We start from the raw sequence: 18,567 nt of genomic DNA, 5'->3' as shown, positions 1-18,567 counted from the left end.
AAAAGCTGTTGGAAGAACTCATCAAATTCTATGATACTCTCTAGAACAAGACTAAGTATCATTAGAACAATATAAGATCCATAGTGATTTATTGTTTTTTGCATTCTTACACTATCTTATCTTGTGTTCATATTTTAGATTAAATTTCAGTTCATCAGCAATTAAACTGATATTTAATACCATAATCTTCGAATCTATCAATTTTTAATACTTTTTCAAAAGGAATCGGCACAAATTAAACTTACAAAGTTTGTAATAGTTAACTCAATATGTATGAGTATTAATAAGCAATTTTATCAAAATTTATTTATCAACTAAAAGATACCCATTTTCAAGGGATAGCAATTTTTACCCTTTATAGTCTGGCTTTAATTCTTCAACACAGCAAACAATCATTATATTACACAATATATATACTTAGAAAACATCTATTCATTTAAATAGAAAAGCTATGAATAAAAAGTATCGTGTAATGTTATTATCTAGCACTGTGACCGCTATATTCCTTGCTTTCGTTTTTCATTTTTTCATATTAAAGCAATTTAGTTTGATTGAGTCCTTCTTGATCTGGTTTCCTTTTAGCATAGTGTTAGCCTTTATGAATCAATCCCACAGAGAAAATAAAAGACTGTGAACCATCTCTCAAACACTTATATCTCCTTCTAGCTCTTTCAGCTTAGAATCGATAGTGAGTGTCTCTATATTTCCCCATTTGTCGATAATATAAAAACCCTTATCGGGTGTCCACTCTACACAAAACAAATCGCTAATTTGTGAGTATCCTAGTTTGTCGAGCTCCTTATGCAACCATTGTTCTGTACGGTGTGCCTCCTTCAACGTATCCTTTAGCATCTTTCCATTATTCACTAATAGATAGGAGAATATCTCCTTCTGACTTTCAAAAACAGTGAGCTGACCATCGGCCTCAAAGCGAATATCATCTACATCGAGTAAAGAGTAAATATCTTTCTCTCTAAGACGGGCAATGAGCTGCTCCATGCTCAGATTGTTGCGTTCCATCACTTTCAAATCTAGCTTTCCATCTTTAATAATAAACTCCGATTTCCCTTGAAACAACTGACTGAAATAGGAATTACGTGACAACAGTCGCACGGTGATATTGATTACCGACCAGATAACCATGGCAAACAGCATATCCCAAACACTTAGATCGGGATCGTAAATAATGCCCCCTACTATAGCCCCTATTACAAAGGAATTAACAATATCAGTAGGTGTCATCTGTGCCATTTGCGACTTACCCGACATACGAAGAAAAAACAGTACACCTGCCATACCCACAAGCAGTTTTATGACCATCATTCCGTGCATTTCAAAATTCATATCGCCTATATATGTTTATTATTACTCAGTTCTTTCCTTTATTAACTCTCTAGACTAAAATATGTTTCATAATATATAAGAATAATAACCCTTTAAGAGATAGCAGAATAAGCTAAATTATCTCTATCTTAAGGCGAACTAAATCTATTGCGTTTGTAATATTCTTTTGAAAAATATAAACAAACAAAAGATCGGTCTTGTTATAAGAAAAGAAAGAAATAGAAATTATTTAAAATTACACCTATGATACATTCAACTAAAGTAATTGACAAGCGAAGTAATCTGGTATATGTAATCCCTACCAACAACGAGCTTAAGAATATTCCCAGCGATTGTGAAGACTTTGTAAAACGCTTTATAGAATCGGATAAGAAAGAAGACTTTATTAAAACAAGTCGCCAAACTATCTTCTTTGTTAAAGAACAAACCGATCTTGAAAAGATGCGTGTAGCAGGTTTCAACGTACGTAAACAACTTGATAAGAAAGAAGATACACTAACTGTAATTGGCCATAATGAAGCAACTTTGGCTTTGGCGGAAGGCTTAATGCTAGCCAATTATCAATTTCTTAAATACTTCAAAGACAAAGAAGAGAAAGCGTACAGTTTAAAAGAAATTTATATATGCGGCAATGTGTCCGAAGAAAGAATAAAACAGATCAGCAACACCATCAAAGCAGTATATTGGGCTAGAGATATGGTAAACGAACCCGTATGTTATCTTACTGCTGACCAGCTTTCAAAAGAAGTAGAGAAGCTTGGCAAGGAAGCTAAGTTTAGTGTAAAAGTACTTCACAAAGCTCAGATTGAAGAACTAGGAATGGGCGGATTACTTGCTGTAAATAGTGGTTCGGTACTACCTCCTACTTTTACAGTTATCGAATACAAGCCAGCCAACCCTATCAATAAAAAACCGATAGCACTAGTAGGTAAAGGTTTAGTATTTGACACGGGAGGTTTAAGTTTGAAACCTACACTAGGTTCGATGGACTCTATGAAGAGTGATATGGGTGGAGCAGCTTGCATGATAGGTGCTATCTATGGAGCAGCACTCAACCAACTCAATGTACATATCATGGGCTTCATTCCTGCAACTGACAACCGTCCAGGTGAAAATGCATATACTCCAGGAGACATCATTAAGATGTATGATGGCACTACTGTAGAAATATTGAATACCGATGCTGAAGGACGTATTATTCTTGCAGATGCTATCTCGTATGCCAACCAATATGAGCCAGAATTAATTATAGATGCAGCTACACTAACAGGTGCAGCGCTAATAGTGGCAGGAAACAAGGCTTCTTGTATTATGGGTAATGCAGAGCAACAAGTAATGGATAAGTTGATTGCATCGGGTGCATTAGTACATGAAAGACTAGTTCAACTTCCTTTCTGGGATGATTACAAAGATTTACTAAAATCGACTGTTGCTGATATGAAAAATGTGGGTGGTCGACTTGCTGGAACAATTACAGCAGGTAAGTTCCTCGAACATTTTGCAAAACATCCTTATGTCCATCTAGACATAGCAGGTCCTGCTTTCTACGAAGAACCTGTAGATTATAAGGGAATTGGTGGAACGGGTACAGGTATCCGCACCCTAGTAGATTTCTTCTCAAAATATGAAGATAAGATAGAAAGATAATTCTAAGAACTAAAAAAGGGAGTCTGTTGGACTCCCTTTTTTAGTATTATATTTCTCTATCACTCACAGCTAAGACTCTATGAATTTATAAAATTTTTATAAGCTGTATGAATAGCTACAAATGCTTCTTCAATAGGTTTACTATCTATGGTTGAAGGATCTTTACCCTCTTCTTGCAAAGCTACAATGATATCTTTTAAGGCACGTAAGCCCCTATGAATCTCAACATAAACCTTATCATATAATTGTTTTTTACCCGCTTTAGTCAAAGCTTCCTCACCAACGATACGATTAGCTGTGGAATTTTGAAGTAATACATTGAAAGCATCTATAGCACCCTTCAACTCACCTTCTTTATACACGTAATTAATTACTAAGTCGATTACCATCTTATAAGAAGACACATCTAGTGTTACGGCTTTATAAGCTGGAGACAAAGGAGAATCACTCATACTATCTGCACTCATATTTTGCAACCCTTGCAATAGGTTCCAAGTATCAATTCCTTGATTTTTATAATTTTGGATTTCAGTATTAAGTTCGTCCACTAAAGTTTTCCCTTTCTTAAAACCATCTTTTTTGTATTCAGATTGCACGATATACTTAGAAAGCTCAATAGCCTTTGCCGAATAGGCTTTCTGATTCGCATAATAAGTATCCATAGCACTCATAAGTTTGCTATAATCATCTTCAGTAAGTATTTTGGGTTTAGCTAAGGTATGGAAATCTGCCAATGTAGCTACTTCTGGCAGAACAGCTAATTTAGCTGGATCAACAACTTTCTTTTTCTCAACAAAGCTAACAAATTTATTTATTTGTCCTTTGTTTTGAAACTCCCACACTCTAGCCTCAATTAGATTATCAGAGATTTGGTCAAGATATTTGAAACTCTCAACGGCATCATTCACTTTTAAGTCCAACTCACTAGCGGCTTTTTTCTTTGCACCTCCACCGCAGCCTGCAATAAACATCATTGCAAAAACTGCTAATAAAACATTCCTCTTTTTCATAATGATAGTTAATTTAAGAGTATACTATTATTACAAATCTAGAGGCTTTTTTGTTTTGTAAACGCACTTATATTTAAGGTCTTAGCTATAAACTTAGCTCATTGTTTCTCTTACCAGTTCATCCATCTTTCGGATATCTTGGGCTACACTTTCATACTGATTCGCTGTACTCATCCGAGGTAAAGGTTGCACAGCCAACCACCTATTCGTATAGATAGAAGATGGTTCAAAAATATAATCTAAATACAAATCTCTATTTTTCAACAAGTACCACGACTGGCAACTATGTTTCTTATACTCCTCATCTACTACACCATAAGCTATCGTCATAGTCTTCGTAGAATCTATACGAATTAGTAATTGATCAGTTGATCCATCAAGTATTAAATCATAATTCATTGAATGGAGATGAAAATTTAAACGATCAGGCAGTCTATCATTCAATTCCGAAATTTGAAACGAATTTATTGTACTCTCTTTCATAAGATTTTGTATTACTCATCCTCTCATAATACAAGTAATACTCTAAATAGTTTAGCTACAGAACAATTATTTAAAAGATAGTGGCCCTACTCCCTTGTTTGTTCTATTCTATAAATTTGTAGAAATAAAAAAGGATGAGATAAATCCCATCCTTTTAATATATTAATCTGAATTAGTCTAATTAATATCTGTTACCACGACCACCGCCGTAACCACCACCTCTGTTGTTGTTGAAAGAACGAGCTGGTCTTTCTTCACGAGGTCTTGCTTCAGAAACAGCAATAGGTCTGCCGTCTACTTCTGCACCATTCAATTCATTGATAGCTTTTGTAGCGGCTTCATCATCTTCCATCTCTACAAAACCAAAACCTTTTGAACGGTTAGTAAACTTATCCTTAATTACTCTAGCTGAAGTAACTGCACCGTATGGTTCGAAAATTTCTGCTAAGCCTTCATCATTTACGTTGAAGCTTAGACTTCCAATAAAAATGTTCATTTTTTTGTAAAATAAAATTATTAATAAAAATCAGATGAGTAATATTAAACACAAAAGCACACTCTACTTAAATTTATTAATTTGAAGATAAGGATGGAAATGTTATATAACCCAAATGTATTTTGTAAAGGTAAGGAAAATTGCAGAGTATAACAGATTAAAAGACGAATTATTTTTTATTTTCTTTATATTTAATCTATTCTGCAATCTATCAGAGAAATATCAACCGATAATTTTGATATTTACAGCATTCATACCTCGAGGTCCTTGTTCTAGTTCAAAAGTAACTTTGTTGTTTTCTTTAATATCTTCAGGAGCGTTACTGATATGAAAGAAATAAGTATTTACACTTGCTTGATCCTTTATAAAACCAAAACCTTTGGCGTCATTAAAGAAATCTACTCTACCTGTTAGATCTTGATCTTCGTCTAGTTCTTCCTTCTTAGGTGTAGAGATTTCAATATCTTCTAGTTTTATTTCTTCTTTTACGCTTGGTTCTGGTGGAGTATCAGTAATTACCCCAAATTCATCAACATAGGCTATCATATCTTCGAAAGAGCTGGGTCCATTTTTCTTTCTTTCTTCACGTTTTAATTGCTTTTCTTTTCTCTTTTGCATTTTACTCTTTTCCACTTCTTTCTTTCTATAAGAATTTGATTTTGCCATTTTTCTTTCTTGTATAATTAATATTAATATATTGATGAATAATTTATTTGCAAGCTCTTAGTTCTTTACTATAGAGAGCTTGTTTTTTGTTAACTTTTCAATGTCTTTTAAGAAGATACGTTCAGAGGCAGCACAGAATGTTAAAGCTTTGCCTACATTTCCTGCCCTACCCGTACGACCAATACGGTGTACATAGGTTTCTGGAATATTAGGTAAATCGTAATTCACTACTAGCTCTAAGTTTTCTATATCGATACCTCTTGCTGCAATATCTGTAGCAACAAGCACTCTGGTTTTATGTGCTTTAAAATTTTCTAAAGCACGCTGACGAGCATTTTGAGACTTATTTCCATGAATAGGCTCACTCGTAATTCCAGCCTTTGTAATTGCTTTTACTATCTTATTAGCTCCGTGCTTTGTTCTTGAGAACACCAAAACAGATTTCATATCTCCTTCGTGTAGCAATTTAACTAATAAATCCTTCTTATCATTCTGTTCTACGAAATAAACTTCTTGCTCAATGGTATCCACCACTGATGATGCTGGAGTTACCTCTATTCTTATAGGGTTTTTCAATATTGAGCGTGATAAACTAGCTATGGAACGAGGCATGGTTGCTGAAAAGAACAACGTCTGTCTATTCTTGGGTAAGCGTGGTAATAAACGCTTGATATCATGAATAAAACCCATATCTAGCATACGGTCGGCCTCATCGAGTACAAAGTGTTGTACTTTATTAATTTTGATATGCCCTTGATGCATTAAGTCGAGCAATCTACCTGGTGTTGCCACCAAAATATCAACGCCAGCTTTTAATCGATTCACTTGACTACCTTGTTTTACTCCTCCAAAGATTACAGTGTACTGTAAATCGGTATAACGAGTATAATCTTTTAATGATTCCCCTATTTGAATTGCTAATTCTCGTGTAGGAGTCAGGATCAATGCTCTAATAGCTCTCTTAGCTATTTTTTCTTCACCCTCTTTTTGTAAAGAGTCTAAATGTAAATGCTGAATAATAGGAATAGAGAAAGCGGCAGTTTTACCAGTACCCGTCTGCGCTAAGCCTAAAATATCTTGATGATCAATTGCGGGTAATATTGCTTGTTCTTGTATGGGAGTTGGAGTAGAATACCCCTTTTCTGTTAGAGCTTGTAATATAGGCTCTATAATGTTTAATTCTTTAAATGTCATGCATTAATGTTAAGCCCCTACCTTTTATTTATATGTAGCAGCATTTTAAATGTATCTTTCAAACAAATAGTGGAGAGAAAGCCTTTTACTAAAAAATGAGGAGAACCAACACGAAATGTTTTCAACGGCACAAAGATAAGTAAATTTACTCAATATCAATTTATATCTACTCTAGTATATTATAGTAGCAATAAAATAAAGCTCTCTAGCAGTGATAGTTTAGGTATTCAGAACTAAATGATATCACTTAGTACAAGAGAATAAACACCTATTCACCTGGATTGATTCCACTTACTATAACATCTTGTACCCTATTGAAAATATCCTCAAAAGGCATACCTTTAATAGCGAAAGGCTCTTGGATAGTAAAAGTCAATTTATTACCTATGCCCAGTGGAAAGGCTCCCCAACGAGTCATCTTCCACGAATTATTAATAGTAATAGGTACAATATAAGCTGATGGGGCTTTGCGACAAAGTACTTTTATGCCACTTTCATTAAAAGTCTTGGGTTTACCTGTTTTACTACGCGTACCCTCAGGAAAGATTACAGCAGATCGATTATACTTCTCAATGTACTCTCCCAGTTTTCCTACTTCACGCAAGGATTGGCGAGGATCTTTTCTATTTATTAATACGGATCCTCCATTTCTTAAGTTGTAGGATATACTCGGGATTCCTTTGCCTAGTTCTATTTTACTAATAAATTTAATATGATATTTTCTCATATACCAATTAATAGCAGGTATATCATAAAAGCTCTGATGATTTGCTACTACAATTAAAGGTACTCCCTGTGGTAATTTATCAAGATTTTCAAATCTATACCGAGTTCCTAATACATAAGTATTGCTTACCAGAAAATAACACAGCCAATCAACACTTACTTTATGGGCTTGATAACCTCCTAAGGTATAGCTCAGCCACTGAATGACATGAAAGACAACCAGTGTAAGACCAAAAAAGAGGTAATACAAAACAGAAAGTGGATAGGCTAAAATTTTCTTCATAGGAACAAAATGTTAAAAATAAATCTTATAACAAACTGGTTGAGTAAATTGATTTAAAACAACCTCATATTAACTTTATATAAATAAGAATCCTTATATCCATTTATGAAAAGTGGGTAAAAATAAGAAAATACAATATTCAAGACAAATTTATTTTCAGATAGATAACAAATCCGATTATAATTCTTGTGTTTTTCTCTTGTCCAGTAAAAAAGGGTAAGTCTAATTTGACCTACCCTTATATAAGTATTTTGTTAGTTATGCTAAAATAACATTTAATATATTCTCTACCCCTCTTTACTAAAAGATGTAAGTGAAAGATATAGGGATATTCCGATTCTGACTATCGTCACCACTATTACTCTTCAAGAAACCCCAGTCGTACCCAGCAGATATTTGGAACTTCTTATTAATTTCTACACCTACCTTAGCTCCTATACCAAAATCAAATCGTTTATCTCCACTACCACTTTTGTATAGACTAGCAGAGTCTTTGGCTTCTTCGAGCGTTTTTCCTAGATCTGAATAGGAAGAAGTTTTGGCTTTCACATGCACTTTTCCAAATAACCCAAGACCTAGATAAGGCCCTGCAGATAAATTAATGGATACCTTTGGACTAACCTGTATTTTGTACATAGCATGAATAGGTACTTCAAAATAATAGTTATTCAGAGTGTATTTATCTGTTTCCAGAATCTCTTCTTCAAAATAATGCAAATACTGTGTTGATTTCCATCCTTTCATTGAAAAAAGAGCCGAAACATCTAAGTACCAATTATTAGAAATAAGTACATCCATTTTACCTCCCACATGGAAACCAGCCTTATAATCTGTTCCACTAGCGTGTATACTGCTCACATTAACTCCTCCCACCACACCATATCTTATAGGTTGATCAGCATAAATGCATGTTGGTAGAAGAAGAAACAAGCCTACTAACGATAATTTGATTAATGTTTTCATTCTATCAATATTTATAATATACTTCACCAAAAGTATAGTTTTTTTTCACTCCACTGCAGCAACCACTAGTAAAGTTTTCAAAAGCAACGGTTATCCTATAATTATTAGACATATAAGGTGCCGTTTCTTTTAGAGAACTCATATTCCTATTCCTAGTACTAGGACTGAGATAATCTGAAATATTAACTACCTGAATTTTATTCAAGTCAACAGAATTTAGCGACTCCAAATCTCTATCATTGGAGCATGATATCATTAAAAATATCACGGCAAGCATAAAAAACATTTTTTAAATTTCATAGCAAAATAATTTTAAATGATCGCAATCATTCCTTCGCCTTGAACATAAGAAGAAAAAAGACTATTTCTAATAAAAGGATATTCTGGAGTTAATTATTACCCTTTTGGGACATTCTTTTAACTAAACACACCTAACTCTCATACTAAATTACTATTAAACTAAATATTAAGAGGTGCATTCGGAATAATAACACGGTAAAAATAGCTGATATTCAATGTAAAACAGAATAAGTAAGTATATCTTGTAACCTTTAGTACATTCCATCGTCTTATAAATAAGAGGATATATAAAAAACGAGTATAAAAGTATTTAAGACCTCGTGCTTAAACTAAATTTTAAATTATGAAAAGAACTATTTTACTATGTGCAACTTTAGTACTAGCAGTGATTGCAACTTTTGCAGCAAATGGCAAAAAGGACTATATCGTTGGTAATTTTACAGGTATTCAACTAACAGGCTCTCCTACTATAATAGTAACCCAAGGGAAAACAACTAGTGTAAAAGCAGAAGGACCACAAGAACTTATTGATCTTTTAGAAATAAAAGTAGACGGTAAAGACTTAATTGTTAAACAAAAGAGTAAATCAAAAATAAGATTCTTTGGACGTAACAACATGGACAATAATTATGTCAAAGTATATGTAGAAGTACCTAGTCTTCAAACTCTAAACATAAGCGGCAGTGGGGATATCATAGTAAAAGAGGATATGAAGTGGGATTCTTCCACATCAATGTCTATTAGTGGCAGCGGGGATATAGAAGTAGCCCTAGTAAACACAGAAAGCCTCAACTTATATTTAAAAGGAAGTGGAGACATAGATATTAAAACAGCAAAAGTAAAATACCTAGATGCTACAGTTAGTGGTAGTGGGGATATAGAAGTTAGAAACACAGATGCCTCAACCGTTAAGGCTTATGTAAAAGGAAGTGGCGACATCGACTTTAAAGCAGGAAAAGCCAAACAAGCCGAATACAAAGTAAGCGGTAGTGGAGATATTCACGCTCACAATTTAAAGGTAGATCAAGTGAATGCAGAAGTTTCAGGCTCTGGAGATATTCGTTGCCAAGCCAAACAAAGTATTAGCGGCAAAGTTTCGGGTTCAGGAGATGTGAGTTATAGTGGAAAACCCAATCAAGTAAACGTAAGTAAGAAAGGTTTCCATGCAGTAAAATAATAGATACATTCTAAACTATAATAAAAAGACCTCTACTCATCACGAGCAGAGGTCTTTTTACTTTTAAAAACGATATGAATTTTTTTGTATGAAAAAGTACACAGACATTTTGATTATTAAATTTAAAAGGAACGAGGGACACTGTTGCAGCAGAGTCCCTCTTGTTTCCTAAATACTACTGAGCGGACTCAAGATTGCTCAGCAATGCACTACATTATTTTAATACATCAACGTGTAAAAAGAACTCACTCTTTTTGGAAATAGAATGTCTGTTTCTTAATATCGTTAATTATAACCATTCTAAACTAATCTTATAACAAGAATGAATCATGATTGGTTCACTCTTAATCTAATTTTATATCAAGCATCTCTATTTTTAGAAAAAATAATGACAAAGAAATAACCACGTTCATCAAATTCTTATTAAAGGGATATTTAGAATTTACCCAACCCGTATGACATATTGATTACAAAAAGAAAACAAAACTAGCAAAAATGCTTCTATACGATAATAAAAGCCTTTTCAGTGAACAAAATCAGCACTAATTATCTTATTATTTAATACATATTAATTATCTTTGATATATTTCAATAAAGCCTTAAAGTTATGAAAACTAGATATAAAATAGCTACATTATTTACCCTTTTTGGGGTACTGCTGATTACAGCATGTAGCTCTTCAGAAAATATAAATTCAGAAGCTCGAAAAAAGTACGTTGAGTCTTTTATTAATGCTCGTACAAGCGAAGGAGTCAATATTTTAGCCCATATTCCTGCTGAAGAGCTTGAAGCAAATCAGGCTATTTTCTTTATTCCAGAAAAGAGCGTAGATAGCACTCCGCATAGCTTCAGCTATGAAGACCCTATGACCGATGAATTAGTAAGACGTCATATAGCTTTAAATCCTACTAAAATAGTACCCTCTCACGGTGAAACCATAATTCTAAAAACACTTAGTGGCGAACTTGTAGCCTTATACCGAATTGAAGATGAAATATTTGCTAATGGTATCAAAGTGGTATTACAGCCGAATGACACCGAGTTTGGCTCATACATTTATGTCAGTCAAGAATTTGTTCCAAGTGAAAAGAGATATGAAGAGATCAGTAAAGGGATATGGTCATATGATCTAGCTGAGGAAGAAATTAACACACATTGGTATAAGAATAAAAAGGAAGTTACTGCTACTACTCAAGAAACTTTAGCAAAAATAGACCAAGAGTCCTTAGTGAGAAAAGAGAAGAACATCAATTTTGTGGAACTAGATTTCACTACCCGACAAATTTGCTATAAAGGAACAGATTCTCCTATAAGCAAAAGTTTCTTCTACATAAAGGATAACCGCGTTTACCGTATGGAAAAAGAAGGTACTCCCACTACCGATTTACTCGGAGTACTATCTGATGACGAGAAAAGCTTCCAGCTATATACACATCGTGTTTATAAAAAACAATGTGTACAATCTAGTAATATAACACCAGATAGATATATACCCAATACTGGAGAAGAGATAGGATTACTTAGCGAAAAAGAAATCATTCAAAACTCAAATAACACGCTCCACTCTCCATGTGTAAATTTAAATAATCTAGAGCTTATATACATTCAGTACACCAAGAAGTTTAACAAAATAGATAATTAAGGAAATATCTATTTAGCATAAATAAATAAATATTTTGAACCAACCATTACAGAGGCAAGTCTAGGCTTGCCTCTATTTATTTAGGTCGATTAAACAGATCAATACTCATTGCTCATCATTAGATAGCTTGACTTTACAGTACTTTATTAGACTAAAGATTATAGGATGATCAAAAAATCACTACATTTAGCCTCTACTAACTAATCAATCTTTCTTACTATGAAAAAGAATATACTAGCCACAGTCTTTGCTAGTTTACTGATCATGTGCGGCAATCCGATAAAGGCACAGTCTATCTCTCCTATTCAAGAATATACAGATCAAGATGTTGAACAGTTAACAGCCCTTGACACCATAACCGAAATAGCAGGATTAAAAAATGGAGAAGAGCTTATTTATGTGAAAAACAAACTAAAATCTGTGATGAGATTTAAAAATGGAGTACAAGTGGGGTCACAACTCGATTATTATGATAATGGGCAACTATTCTCTCATATTAGATACAATGGTGAAGGAGTAAAAGAAGGTCCTTTTACCCTATACCACAGCAATGGGAAAAGTTATTACACCTCATTTTATAAAGAGGGAGTAGAAAATGGCAAATACTATGAGTATAGTAAAAGTGGGGCATTATTAAAAAAAGGGGAATGTATTGATGGAGTAAAAACGGATATTCCTCTTACAGACTCAGACAAAAAAGAGTACACCTCAACGGATAAACAACATTTAGAAAAAGATGATTCTTTTCAGACCGCAGATTATAGAGATGGTGGAATCAATGGATTAATGAACTTTATAAAACGCAACATTAAATATCCCGTAAAGGAACAAAGATTAAAAAGAGAAGGAAAAGTTGTTATAGCTCTAAGAATCAATAAAAAAGGGGAAATGGATAATTTTTACATTCAAAAAAGTGAAAACAAAACTTTTGATGAAGAAGCTCTTCGTGTTGTCAAGTTAATACCCAATAATTGGTGTCCGGCAATGAAAGACAATAAGCCTGTAAACACTCTCTATTATCTCCCTATTAACTTTCGTTTAAGATGATAATTTCACTCCATGATATTATACGTGTACAAGCCTATCTAATTCTTTAGATGGGCTTTTTTTATAAGGGACAAGTGATGCTTTTGACTAGGTCATGAGATCATCATAACACCGACATGTCATCATCATGTCGGTGTCAAATAAAATCTATATCTTCTTTAAAAGGGAGTTCTCAGGTAGCTAAACAGGTATATAAACTCTTGTTTTAGAAGATTGAGTGCCCGTTTTTCATTTCTATATACTATCTAATTTATTCAACATCCAATAGGCATTATAAAGGGTTAAATGGGCTCTCCTATTTCTAGAGATTGCAAGACTCTAAAAACAAAAATCATCCTATCTAAAACTTTTTTAGATAGGATCTTTTTTTCCTTAAGCGTTTCTTTAATCTATCCCGCTGTGCTCTCTGCTTATTCCCATAAAAAAAGGAGCTTTAGAAAAATCTAAAGCTCCTTTACTGTGTCGGGGTACCAGGATTCGAACCTGGGACCCCCTGCTCCCAAAGCAGGTGCGCTAACCGGACTGCGCTACACCCCGTTTTGCTGTTGCTATCAGTAGTGTTTCTTTCTGAAAGCGATGCAAAGGTACAAAGTATTTTTATATCTACAAGTTTTATCAATAAAAAATATTTCTGTATCGCTCTCTAAAAAATAGAATATAAAAAAGGAGCTTTAGAAAAATCTAAAACTCCTTTTTGTCGGGGTACCAGGATTCGAACCTGGGACCCCCTGCTCCCAAAGCAGGTGCGCTAACCGGACTGCGCTACACCCCGTTTTTGCTATTGCTATCAGTAGTATTTCTTTCTGAAAGCGATGCAAAAGTACAAAGTATTTTTATATCTGCAAACGAATCTCTAAAAAAGATTTTATTTTCTACATTTTCAAGTAAAAGTCTTTTGTGAGTTGAATATACTCTTTGCTGTATTGATATCTAGCTAATTCAACTAAAAGCATATCTTCCAATAAGATAGATTCTACAAAACTAAAATCAAGAATAATTCTTTTGGCAGAAGCTCCTGGCTTGGTTTGAATATATAAAATCTTATTTAAAAATAAACCTCTATCTTTTGCTAGTCCACAAAACAAATCTTGTACCTCGATGGGGAGGATTACTGAAAACCGACCTACTGCCGACAAGCAACGAACTACCCCATCTAGTAAAGCATCAAAGCTGAGTGTTTGGGTATGTCGTGCGTTGGTACGCTGCTTATGTGGAGAAAGTAGCGAATCAACAAAATACGGAGGATTTGATACAATTAGATCATACTTTTCGTTGGGTTCATACAAATTGAAATCAGATTGTATTACTTCTATCCTATCCTTCCAAGGAGATCGCTCTATGTTTTCTTTTGCCTGTATAACAGCATCCTCATCTATCTCTAACGCTTTTATTTGAGCTGACACAGTTCTTTGAGCCAACATTAAAGCTATTAACCCAGTACCCGTACCCACATCTAAAATAAAATTAGCATTTGTCACAGGTGCACTTGCTCCTAGCAGCACACCATCTGTACCCACTTTCATAGCACATTTATCATGCCAAATGGTAAACTGTTTAAACTTAAAATAGGGATTCGCCATTTATATTGTTAAATTAGTATCTGTATGCAAAATTACTCACTTATATGAAAAAACCATATCACTTGACAAGTTTGGCACCTTATTTGCATATTATATATACCGCATCTTTTAATATTAATAAAGAATAGATTAACTTTGCAGGCGTTTTATGCCTGTCAACATGACATAATAACAGATTAATTAGCTAAGAATATGGATAATATATATTTGAAAGAGATGGAAGACGCTGGTAGCAACAACAATTTCTCTCTAATTGCAGACTTCGAAGGAAACGAAGAGCAAATGATGGATATTGAAATAGATCAAGAAATACCAGTTTTACCATTACGCAATATGGTACTGTTTCCTGGTGTATTTTTACCAGTAGCAGTAGGAAGAGCATCTTCTCTCAAACTTGTACGTGAGGCTGAACAACAACAAGGCTATATCGCTGTTGTTTGTCAGAAACAAGCACAAACTGATCATCCTAAGTTTGAGGACTTATACGAAATAGGATGTATTGCAAAAATTGTGCGTACACTAGAGATGCCCGATCAAACAGTAACTGTAATTCTTCAAGGTATTCGCAGAATGCACCTAGACAGCATTACAGAAGAAGTACCCTATCTTAAAGGTGGTGTTACTCTTCTACAAGAAACCTTGATGAGTAAAGATGATAAAGAAGATGAAGCATTAATAGAAAGCTGTAAAGATTTAACTATTCGTTTTATTAAAACAACGGATAATATGAATCCTGAATCGGCTTTTGCTATTAAGAACATCAACAATCATATGTTCTTAATCAACTTTATCTGCACAAATCTTCCATTCAAGATAGAGGAAAAGTTGGAACTTTTAAAAATAGATTCTTTAAAAGAAAGAGCAAACAAGCTACTTATTATTCTAAATAGAGAAGTACAATTAGCCGAAATTAAAGCGTCTATCCAACTTAGAACTCGTGAGGATATTGATCAGCAACAAAAAGAATATTTTTTGCAACAACAGATCAAGACGATTCAAAGTGAGTTAGGAAGTAACAACCAAGAACAAGAGATTGAAGAACTTCGCCAAAAAGGACAGGACATGAAATGGAGTGAAGCCGTTTTAGAAGTCTTCAATAAAGAAGTTGATAAACTAGAACGCACCAACTCACAATCACCTGATTATAGCATACAACTCAACTATATCCAAACCATGCTTAGCCTTCCTTGGGGTGTCTATACAAAAGACAACAACAACTTGGTAAGTGCAGAACGTGTACTAAACCGTGATCATTATGGCTTGGAAAAAGTAAAAGAACGTATCCTAGAACACTTAGCCGTGCTAAAACTGAAGAAGGATATGAAAGCTCCTATCATTTGTTTATACGGCCCTCCAGGGGTAGGTAAAACATCATTAGGACGCTCGGTTGCTGATGCTTTAAAAAGGAAATACATCCGTATGTCTTTGGGTGGTATCCACGATGAAGCCGAAATTAGAGGTCACCGTAGAACCTATATTGGTGCGATGCCAGGTAGAGTTATCAAAAATCTGATAAAAGCTGGTTCTTCCAACCCTGTATTTATATTAGATGAGATCGATAAATTGAGTTCATCTGCACAAGGAGATCCTGCATCTGCTCTTTTAGAAGTATTAGATCCAGAACAAAATACCAATTTCCACGATAACTACCTAGATATAGATTACGATTTGTCTAAGGTTATGTTTATTGCAACAGCTAATAATATTAATGCTATACCCGAACCACTACTAGACCGTATGGAACTTATAGAGGTAAGCGGATACATAACTGAAGAAAAAGTAGAGATAGCACGCCGTCACCTATTGCCTAAACAGATTGAAGCTAATGGTATGAGCAAAGACGATGTGAAAATGCCAAAACGTACTCTGGAAAAATTAGTAGAGGAATATACACGTGAAAGTGGTGTTCGTGGCTTAGAAAAAGAGATAGGAAAAATTCTACGTAAGATAGCTCGTAAGTTTGCTACCGATGGAGAGATTACTGCTATTGAAGTTAAGCCTACTGATTTAGAAGAATATCTAGGGGCTCCTTATTTCTCTCGTGACAAATACCAAGGCAACAAATATGCTGGGGTAGTAACGGGATTGGCATGGACTGCTGTAGGTGGTGAAATATTGTTTGTAGAAACGAGTTTGAGCCGTGGTAAAGGTGGAAAACTTACTTTGACTGGTAATTTAGGAGATGTTATGAAAGAGTCTGCTGTTCTGGCACTTGAGTACATCAAAGCACATACAAAAGAACTAAATCTAGACCAAAGAATTTTCGACAATTGGAACATTCACATCCACGTTCCCGAAGGAGCTATTCCAAAAGATGGTCCGTCGGCAGGTGTAACTATGGCTACTTCATTAGCTTCTGCTCTCACTCAACGTAAAGTAAAAGCCAACTTGGCTATGACAGGAGAAATAACACTTCGTGGAAGAGTATTGCCTGTAGGTGGTATCAAAGAAAAAATTCTTGCAGCAAAACGTGCAGGTATTAAAGAGATCATCTTAAGTGAAGATAATAAGAAGAACATCGACGAGATTCAAGAAATCTATCTAAAAGGACTTAGCTTCCATTATGTAAAAGAAATTAAGGAAGTTCTTGCTCTTGCTCTTACAGATGAGTTGGTAGAAAAACCAATTGAATTTACGTTTGATGAAGACGACAACAAAAATGCAAATAGCTAAATACAACGCATGAAATTTGACTTACAATATACAGACCCCAAAACAAATGCACGTGCAGGGCTAATAACAACTGCACACGGACAAATACAAACTCCTATATTTATGCCAGTAGGCACAATAGGAAGTGTCAAAGGGGTCCAAGTATCCCACTTAAAAGAGGATATCAAAGCACAAATTATTCTAGGAAATACATATCACCTCTATCTCCGTCCGGGGTTAGAGGTGCTAGAACGTGCTGGAGGCTTACATAAATTCAATAGTTTTGACCGCCCTATGCTTACTGATAGTGGTGGTTTTCAAGTTTTCTCTCTTTCGGGAATAAGAAAGATTACAGAAGAAGGAGTAGAATTCCGTTCACATATTGATGGAAGTAAGCACTTTTTCTCTCCAGAGCGTGTTATGGATATAGAACGCACTATTGGTGCAGATATCATGATGGCTTTTGATGAATGTCCTCCAGGAACAGCAACATACGAATATGCAAAAAACTCTATGGGGCTTACTCATCGTTGGCTAGACAGATGCATCAAACGTTTCAATGAGACCGAAGACAAATACGGATACGAACAAACCCTCTTCCCTATTGTACAAGGTTGTGTTTACCCTGATTTAAGAAAACAATCTGCCGAGTTTATCGCTTCCAAAGAAGCAGATGGTAATGCTATTGGCGGTTTGGCTGTGGGTGAACCTGTAGAGAAAATGTACGAGATGATAGAATTGGTAAATGAAATACTACCAAAGGCCAAACCTCGTTATCTAATGGGGGTGGGTACACCAATGAATATTCTCGAAGGAATTGAAAGAGGTGTAGATATGTTTGACTGTGTTATGCCAACTCGTAACGGTCGTAATGGCATGCTCTTTACGAAAGACGGTATAATCAATATGAAGAACAAAAAGTGGGAATTTGATTTTTCTCCTATCGAAGCAAATGGTGCTTCTTTTGTTGACACTTTATATACAAAAGCTTACCTTCGTCACTTATTCCATGCAAAAGAATTACTAGCAATGGAAATTGCCTCTATTCACAACCTAGCTTTCTATCTATGGCTAGTGGGAGAAGCGCGTAAACATATCATCGCAGGCGATTTTTCTACATGGAAACCAATGATGGTTAAAAGACTTTCTACAAGATTATAAGAGTAAAGACAAGTATGAAAAAATTACTAACACGCATCGATAGGTATATCATCAAGAAATTCTTAGGGACATATATTTTTGCTATTACCTTAGTTATTTCTATTGCAGTGGTATTCGACTTTACTGAAAGAATGGACCGTTTCATGAACAATAATGCACCATGGGACGCTATCATCTTCGATTATTACTTTAATTT

15 protein-coding genes, 2 tRNA genes and 1 pseudogene are annotated in these 18,567 nt (G+C 34.6%); 7 read left to right on the top strand and 11 right to left on the bottom strand.

Annotated features, from left to right (window positions below; translation table 11 throughout):
• Positions 1-642 precede the first annotated feature (642 nt).
• On the bottom strand, positions 643-1,344 hold the full coding sequence (locus tag K8V80_RS04670; protein WP_276775777.1) for a DUF421 domain-containing protein: 702 nt from the start codon (positions 1,342-1,344) through the stop codon (positions 643-645).
• Positions 1,345-1,587: 243 nt separating this feature from the next.
• Between K8V80_RS04670 and K8V80_RS04665 the strand changes: the two genes are divergently transcribed.
• Complete coding sequence (locus K8V80_RS04665; RefSeq protein WP_276775775.1) at positions 1,588-2,991, top strand: leucyl aminopeptidase family protein; 1,404 nt, start codon at positions 1,588-1,590, stop codon at positions 2,989-2,991.
• 77 nt (positions 2,992-3,068) lie between these two features.
• Here the strand turns inward: K8V80_RS04665 and K8V80_RS04660 are convergent, their stop codons facing one another.
• The 7 genes from K8V80_RS04660 to K8V80_RS04630 form a co-directional block, all read right to left on the bottom strand.
• Positions 3,069-4,001, bottom strand: coding sequence for a hypothetical protein (locus tag K8V80_RS04660; RefSeq protein WP_276775773.1), 933 nt, complete (start codon positions 3,999-4,001; stop codon positions 3,069-3,071).
• Positions 4,002-4,094: 93 nt separating this feature from the next.
• Positions 4,095-4,484, bottom strand: coding sequence for a hypothetical protein (locus K8V80_RS04655; protein ID WP_276775772.1), 390 nt, complete (start codon positions 4,482-4,484; stop codon positions 4,095-4,097).
• A gap of 181 nt (positions 4,485-4,665) precedes the next feature.
• Positions 4,666-4,980, bottom strand: a complete 315-nt coding sequence (locus K8V80_RS04650) for an RNA recognition motif domain-containing protein (RefSeq protein ID WP_006744794.1) — start codon at positions 4,978-4,980, stop codon at positions 4,666-4,668.
• Positions 4,981-5,202: 222 nt separating this feature from the next.
• Entirely contained in the window at positions 5,203-5,646 is a 444-nt protein-coding gene (locus K8V80_RS04645) for a cold-shock protein (RefSeq protein ID WP_276775771.1), read from the bottom strand.
• Between the two features lie 57 nt (positions 5,647-5,703).
• Positions 5,704-6,840 (bottom strand): DEAD/DEAH box helicase, encoded by a 1,137-nt coding sequence (locus tag K8V80_RS04640; RefSeq protein ID WP_006744792.1) that lies wholly within the window; start codon positions 6,838-6,840, stop codon positions 5,704-5,706.
• A 268-nt stretch (positions 6,841-7,108) separates the two neighbouring features.
• Positions 7,109-7,849 carry a lysophospholipid acyltransferase family protein gene (locus K8V80_RS04635; protein WP_276775770.1) on the bottom strand — a complete coding sequence of 247 codons (741 nt, stop codon included), beginning with the start codon at positions 7,847-7,849 and terminating at the stop codon, positions 7,109-7,111.
• Positions 7,850-8,149: 300 nt separating this feature from the next.
• Positions 8,150-8,812 carry a porin family protein gene (locus K8V80_RS04630; RefSeq protein WP_276775769.1) on the bottom strand — a complete coding sequence of 221 codons (663 nt, stop codon included), beginning with the start codon at positions 8,810-8,812 and terminating at the stop codon, positions 8,150-8,152.
• A 643-nt stretch (positions 8,813-9,455) separates the two neighbouring features.
• Here K8V80_RS04630 and K8V80_RS04625 point away from each other — a divergent pair.
• The 3 genes from K8V80_RS04625 (at position 9,456) to K8V80_RS04615 (ending at position 12,978) form a co-directional block, all read left to right on the top strand.
• Entirely contained in the window at positions 9,456-10,289 is an 834-nt protein-coding gene (locus K8V80_RS04625; RefSeq protein ID WP_276775768.1) for a head GIN domain-containing protein, read from the top strand.
• 607 nt (positions 10,290-10,896) lie between these two features.
• Positions 10,897-11,931: a hypothetical protein gene (locus K8V80_RS04620; RefSeq protein WP_276775767.1), complete on the top strand. Its 1,035-nt coding sequence runs from the start codon at positions 10,897-10,899 to the stop codon at positions 11,929-11,931.
• A gap of 219 nt (positions 11,932-12,150) precedes the next feature.
• Positions 12,151-12,978, top strand: coding sequence for an energy transducer TonB (locus tag K8V80_RS04615; RefSeq protein ID WP_276775766.1), 828 nt, complete (start codon positions 12,151-12,153; stop codon positions 12,976-12,978).
• A gap of 462 nt (positions 12,979-13,440) precedes the next feature.
• On the opposite strand, the gene K8V80_RS04610 is transcribed toward K8V80_RS04615, so the two are convergent.
• The 3 genes from K8V80_RS04610 to K8V80_RS04600 form a co-directional block, all read right to left on the bottom strand.
• Positions 13,441-13,515 (bottom strand) — tRNA-Pro (locus tag K8V80_RS04610).
• A gap of 160 nt (positions 13,516-13,675) precedes the next feature.
• A tRNA-Pro gene (locus tag K8V80_RS04605) sits at positions 13,676-13,750 on the bottom strand.
• Positions 13,751-13,850: 100 nt separating this feature from the next.
• Positions 13,851-14,558: a tRNA1(Val) (adenine(37)-N6)-methyltransferase gene (locus tag K8V80_RS04600; RefSeq protein WP_276775765.1), complete on the bottom strand. Its 708-nt coding sequence runs from the start codon at positions 14,556-14,558 to the stop codon at positions 13,851-13,853.
• A 192-nt stretch (positions 14,559-14,750) separates the two neighbouring features.
• Here K8V80_RS04600 and lon point away from each other — a divergent pair, with 192 nt between their 5' ends.
• The 3 genes and pseudogenes from lon to K8V80_RS04585 form a co-directional block, all read left to right on the top strand.
• Positions 14,751-17,231 carry an endopeptidase La gene (gene lon, locus K8V80_RS04595; RefSeq protein WP_276775764.1) on the top strand — a complete coding sequence of 827 codons (2,481 nt, stop codon included), beginning with the start codon at positions 14,751-14,753 and terminating at the stop codon, positions 17,229-17,231.
• Positions 17,232-17,240: 9 nt separating this feature from the next.
• Positions 17,241-18,371 carry a tRNA guanosine(34) transglycosylase Tgt gene (gene tgt / locus K8V80_RS04590; protein WP_006744783.1) on the top strand — a complete coding sequence of 377 codons (1,131 nt, stop codon included), beginning with the start codon at positions 17,241-17,243 and terminating at the stop codon, positions 18,369-18,371.
• 14 nt (positions 18,372-18,385) lie between these two features.
• Positions 18,386-18,567: pseudogene (locus tag K8V80_RS04585) on the top strand (LptF/LptG family permease); the annotation flags it as partial.

Origin of the sequence: Bacteroides coprosuis, assembly GCF_020741705.1 — a bacterium.
Taxonomy (GTDB): Bacteria; Bacteroidota; Bacteroidia; order Bacteroidales; family Bacteroidaceae; genus Bacteroides_E; species Bacteroides_E coprosuis.
The sequence above is the reverse complement of the archived record's forward strand: the minus strand, read 5'-3'. Positions and strand labels throughout refer to the sequence as shown.

Excerpts from the sequence above, each read along its gene's own strand:
- K8V80_RS04670 (WP_276775777.1), bottom strand. The coding sequence starts at position 1,344 with ATGAATTTTGAAATGCACGGAATGATGGTCATAAAACTGCTTGTGGGT.
- K8V80_RS04665 (WP_276775775.1), top strand. The coding sequence starts at position 1,588 with ATGATACATTCAACTAAAGTAATTGACAAGCGAAGTAATCTGGTATAT.
- K8V80_RS04660 (WP_276775773.1), bottom strand. The coding sequence starts at position 4,001 with ATGAAAAAGAGGAATGTTTTATTAGCAGTTTTTGCAATGATGTTTATT.
- K8V80_RS04655 (WP_276775772.1), bottom strand. The coding sequence starts at position 4,484 with ATGAAAGAGAGTACAATAAATTCGTTTCAAATTTCGGAATTGAATGAT.
- K8V80_RS04650 (WP_006744794.1), bottom strand. The coding sequence starts at position 4,980 with ATGAACATTTTTATTGGAAGTCTAAGCTTCAACGTAAATGATGAAGGC.
- K8V80_RS04645 (WP_276775771.1), bottom strand. The coding sequence starts at position 5,646 with ATGGCAAAATCAAATTCTTATAGAAAGAAAGAAGTGGAAAAGAGTAAA.
- K8V80_RS04640 (WP_006744792.1), bottom strand. The coding sequence starts at position 6,840 with ATGACATTTAAAGAATTAAACATTATAGAGCCTATATTACAAGCTCTA.
- K8V80_RS04635 (WP_276775770.1), bottom strand. The coding sequence starts at position 7,849 with ATGAAGAAAATTTTAGCCTATCCACTTTCTGTTTTGTATTACCTCTTT.
- K8V80_RS04630 (WP_276775769.1), bottom strand. The coding sequence starts at position 8,812 with ATGAAAACATTAATCAAATTATCGTTAGTAGGCTTGTTTCTTCTTCTA.
- K8V80_RS04625 (WP_276775768.1), top strand. The coding sequence starts at position 9,456 with ATGAAAAGAACTATTTTACTATGTGCAACTTTAGTACTAGCAGTGATT.
- K8V80_RS04620 (WP_276775767.1), top strand. The coding sequence starts at position 10,897 with ATGAAAACTAGATATAAAATAGCTACATTATTTACCCTTTTTGGGGTA.
- K8V80_RS04615 (WP_276775766.1), top strand. The coding sequence starts at position 12,151 with ATGAAAAAGAATATACTAGCCACAGTCTTTGCTAGTTTACTGATCATG.
- K8V80_RS04600 (WP_276775765.1), bottom strand. The coding sequence starts at position 14,558 with ATGGCGAATCCCTATTTTAAGTTTAAACAGTTTACCATTTGGCATGAT.
- lon (WP_276775764.1), top strand. The coding sequence starts at position 14,751 with ATGGATAATATATATTTGAAAGAGATGGAAGACGCTGGTAGCAACAAC.
- tgt (WP_006744783.1), top strand. The coding sequence starts at position 17,241 with ATGAAATTTGACTTACAATATACAGACCCCAAAACAAATGCACGTGCA.